The organism is Micrococcus sp. LASM2_SD2 (genome assembly GCF_057364565.1).
The window spans coordinates 1-3,762 of sequence record NZ_JBNFOB010000223.1 but is presented as its reverse complement, the minus strand read 5'-3'; the positions used below and the strand labels follow the sequence as shown (position 1 = coordinate 3,762).

Here is a 3,762-nt window from a genome sequence, read left to right as displayed (position 1 = left end):
CGGCCAGGCGGCCGACCGCCTCGGGGCCGCCGTCGCCGAGGGCCTTGACCAGGGCGGTGCCCACGATCGCGCCGTCCGCGTAGGCCCCGATCTCGGCGATGTGCTCAGGCCGGGAGATGCCCAGGCCCACGCAGACGTGCTCGGCACCGGCCGCCTTGGCCGCGGAGACGACCGAGGCCGCGACGTCCGAGACGTCCTGGCGGGCACCGGTGACGCCCATGACGGAGACGGCGTAGACGAAGCCGCGGGAGTCGGCGACGGTCCGCTCCACGCGGGCGGCGGGCGAGGACGGGGCGGTGAGGAACACGCGGTCCAGGCCGTGCCGCTCGGACGCGGCCATCCAGTCGGCCGCCTCCTCCGGCACGAGGTCCGGGGTGATCAGGCCGGCACCGCCGGCCTCGGCGAGGCGGCGGGCGAACTCGTCCACGCCCATGCGGTCCACGAGGTTCCAGTAGGTCATGATCAGCACGGCCGCGTCGACGCGCTCCGTGATCCGGCGGACGATGTCGAACACCTGGTGCGTGCGGAACCCGGCGGCCAGGGCGGCCTGGGTGGCGGCCTGGATCACGGGGCCGTCCATCACCGGGTCGGTGTACGGCAGGCCGATCTCGATCACGTCGGCGCCGTTCTCGGCCAGTGCGACGGCGGCCTCCACGCACTCGTCCACGGACGGGTAGCCGGCCGGCAGGTAGCCGACGAAGGCGGTCCGGCCTGCGGCACGGGCGCGCTCGATCGCGGCGGCGGTCCTGGACACGGTCGCGGTGCTCATCGGCGGCCCTCCTCGGCGTCGGTGCGGTCTGTGACGTCCGTCCGGTCTGCGGCGTCGGTCTGCTCCGCCGCGTCGGCCCGCGCGTCGTGCTGCTCACCCGCGGCTTCCTCCCCGGGTGCCAGACCGGCGTCGGCGCGCACGGCTTCGTCGGCGGCGTCCACCACGGGGCTGGACTCGGCGGTGCCGGCGGCGGCGTCCCCGTCGGCCTTCCCCAGGCCGAACCAGGCGGCCGCGGTGGACACGTCCTTGTCCCCGCGTCCGGACAGGTTCACCACGATGATCCGCTCCTGCCCCTCCGGCGTGTGCGCGCCGACCTCGCCGGCGGCGATCCAGCGCTCGGCCAGGGACAGGGCGCCGGCCAGGGCGTGCGCGGACTCGATCGCGGGCATGATGCCCTCGGTCCGGGTCAGACGCAGCATGGCGTCCATGCAGGCGGTGTCCGTCACCGGCTCGTAGACGGCCCGGCCGGTGTCGTTGAGCCAGGCGTGCTCGGGGCCGACCGCGGGGTAGTCCAGGCCGGCGGAGATCGAGTGCGAGTCGATCGTCTGCCCGTCCTCGTCCTGCATCAGGTAGGTGCGGGCCCCGTGGAGCACGCCGGTGCGGCCGAGGGTGATGGAGGCCGCGTGGCGGCCGGTCTCCACCCCGTCGCCGCCGGCCTCGAAGCCGTAGAGCTGCACGTCCGCGTCGTCCAGGAAGCCGGAGAACAGGCCCATCGCGTTGGAGCCGCCACCGACGCAGGCGGCCACGGCGTGGGGCAGCCGGCCGGTCTGCTCGAGGATCTGCGCGCGCGCTTCCTCGCCGATCACCGAGTGGAAGTACCGGACCATCGCCGGGAAGGGGTGTGGGCCGGTGACGGTGCCGAGCAGGTAGTGCGTCGTGTCCACCGAGGCCACCCAGTCGCGCAGCGCCTCGTTGATGGCGTCCTTCAGGGTGCGCGCACCGATCGTCACCGGCACCACCTTGGCGCCGAGCATCTGCATGCGGGCCACGTTGAGGGCCTGGCGACGGGTGTCCTCCTCGCCCATGTACACGGTGCACTCCATGCCGAACAGGGCGGCGGCCGTGGCGGTCGCCACGCCGTGCTGGCCGGCTCCGGTCTCCGCGATCAGGCGGGTCTTGCCCATGCGCTTCGCCAGCAGGGCCTGGCCGATGACGTTGTTGATCTTGTGGGAGCCGGTGTGGTTGAGGTCCTCGCGCTTGAGGAAGATGCGCACGCCGGGGACGTCCGCGGCGAACCGGGGCACCTCGGTGAGCAGGGAGGGCCGCCCGATGTAGTCCCGGTACAGGCCCTTGAGCTCGGCCTCGAAGTCGGGGTCCCTCCGGGCGGCCTCGTAGGTCTCGGTGACCTGGGCGAGGGCCGCCATGAGGGACTCGGGCATCCACGTCCCGCCGTAGCGGCCGAAGTAGGGGCCCGGCCGGTCGCCGAAGCGCTCGGGTCGCTCGGCGGTGCCGGCGGAGGGGTCGGTGGACATGGCGGGGTCCTCCTGCGTGGGTGGTGTGTGGGTCAGCGGGCCCGCACCGAGGCGGCGCGGAACTGCTGGAGGGCCTGCTCGGGCGCTCCGTGCTTCACGAGGGCCTCGCCGACCAGGACGGCGTCGGCGCCGGCGGCGGCGTACTGCTCCACCTCGGCGGCGGACTCGACGCCGGACTCGGCGACGCGGACCACGTGCTCGGGCAGGTCTGCGGCCAGGCGAGCATAGCGGTCCGGATCGATGTCCAGCGTCTTCAGGTTGCGCACGTTGACACCGAGGATACGGGCCTCCACGTCCACGGCGCGGGCGATCTCCGCCGGGGTGTGGGCCTCCACCAGGGCGTTCATGCCCAGCTCGTGGGTGAGCTGGAGGAAGTCGCGCAGCTGCGCGTCGTCCAGGGCGGCGACGATGAGCAGCACCAGGTCCGCACCGTGGGCACGCGCCTCATGGATCTGGTACTCGGTGACGGTGAAGTCCTTGCGCAGGATCGGCAGGTCGACGGCGGCGCGCACGGTGTCCAGGTCCGCCAGGCTGCCGCCGAAGCGGCGCTGCTCGGTGAGGACGGAGACCGCGGACGCGCCGCCCCGCTCATAGGAGCGGGCCAGCGTGGCGGGCTCGGGGATCTCGGCCAGCGCGCCCTTCGAGGGGCTGGAGCGCTTCACCTCGGAGATGACCCGGACGCCCTCCGGATCCGTGCGGCCTCCGGCCAGGGCGGCGCGGGCATCGCGGGCCGGGTCCGCCGCGGCGGCCCTCCGGACCATCTCTGCGAGCGGAACGGCGGCCTCGCGTGCGGCGAGGTCGTCGCGGACCCCCTCGATGATGTCGTCGAGAACGGTCACGAGGTGCCGGCTCAGTGGTGGGCGGCGGAGCCGAAGCCGGCACGGCCGGCCACGACGCCGACGGCGACGCCGACCAGGACGATCGCGACGGCGATCCACACCAGGACCATCGCGTCGATGAACAGGCCGATGGCGCCGGCGACGAAGCCGACCACCACGAGGGCGCACATGGCCCAGGCGCCCGGAGAGTTGCCGTGACCCGGCGCCTGGGCGTGGGTCGGGTCGTTCAGCACACGGCCGTCCTCGGTCACGGTCACCTGGTGGTTCACGGTCTGGGCGGCGTTGGCGGGGTGGCTCATCGGGCTCTCTCCCTGTGGGTCGACTTGCGGCTGGGGATGACTGTCTCTCATTGTGCCACGCCGGGCGCGGCGCGGTGCGAATGCTCCGGGTGGTGTCCGGGTGGCGGACAGGCCCCGGGCGGCGGCGTCGGTACGCCTGCGGTCGCCTGCCCCGGCCGGTGCCGGCGCAGGACCGCGCGCCGATGCCCGAGGTGCCGGTCAGCGGGTCGGGTCGTTCCCGGCCGTGAGCTCGTCCCAGGCGTCCATGGAGTCGGGCCCGGCGTCGGAGTCCGCCCGGGCGTCGACGGTGGCACCACCGACCGCGGACGGTCCGCGGTCCCCCGACGGTGCGGACGGGCGCCTCGAAGCGCCGGCTGTGGGTCCAGTGGCGGCCGGCCACGAGG

At 74.2% G+C, this 3,762-nt stretch carries 4 protein-coding genes and 1 pseudogene; all 5 read right to left on the bottom strand.

The features are described from left to right. Nucleotides 1-769: tryptophan synthase subunit alpha (gene trpA / locus AC2W7A_RS10335; protein ID WP_485991280.1), on the bottom strand; the 769-nt coding region annotated here is incomplete at its 3' end. Further along, on the bottom strand, nucleotides 766-2,241 hold the full coding sequence (gene trpB, locus AC2W7A_RS10330; protein WP_485991279.1) for a tryptophan synthase subunit beta: 1,476 nt from the start codon (nucleotides 2,239-2,241) through the stop codon (nucleotides 766-768). The genes trpA and trpB, both read right to left, overlap by 4 nt. Before the next feature lie 32 nt (nucleotides 2,242-2,273). Next, nucleotides 2,274-3,080: an indole-3-glycerol phosphate synthase TrpC gene (gene trpC, locus AC2W7A_RS10325; RefSeq protein WP_485991278.1), complete on the bottom strand. Its 807-nt coding sequence runs from the start codon at nucleotides 3,078-3,080 to the stop codon at nucleotides 2,274-2,276. A gap of 11 nt (nucleotides 3,081-3,091) precedes the next feature. Next, a complete protein-coding gene (locus AC2W7A_RS10320; RefSeq protein ID WP_485991277.1) occupies nucleotides 3,092-3,379 on the bottom strand; it encodes an HGxxPAAW family protein in 288 nt (95 codons plus the stop codon). A 198-nt stretch (nucleotides 3,380-3,577) separates the two neighbouring features. Then, nucleotides 3,578-3,762 (bottom strand): annotated as a pseudogene (locus AC2W7A_RS10315) (Trp biosynthesis-associated membrane protein); the annotation flags it as partial.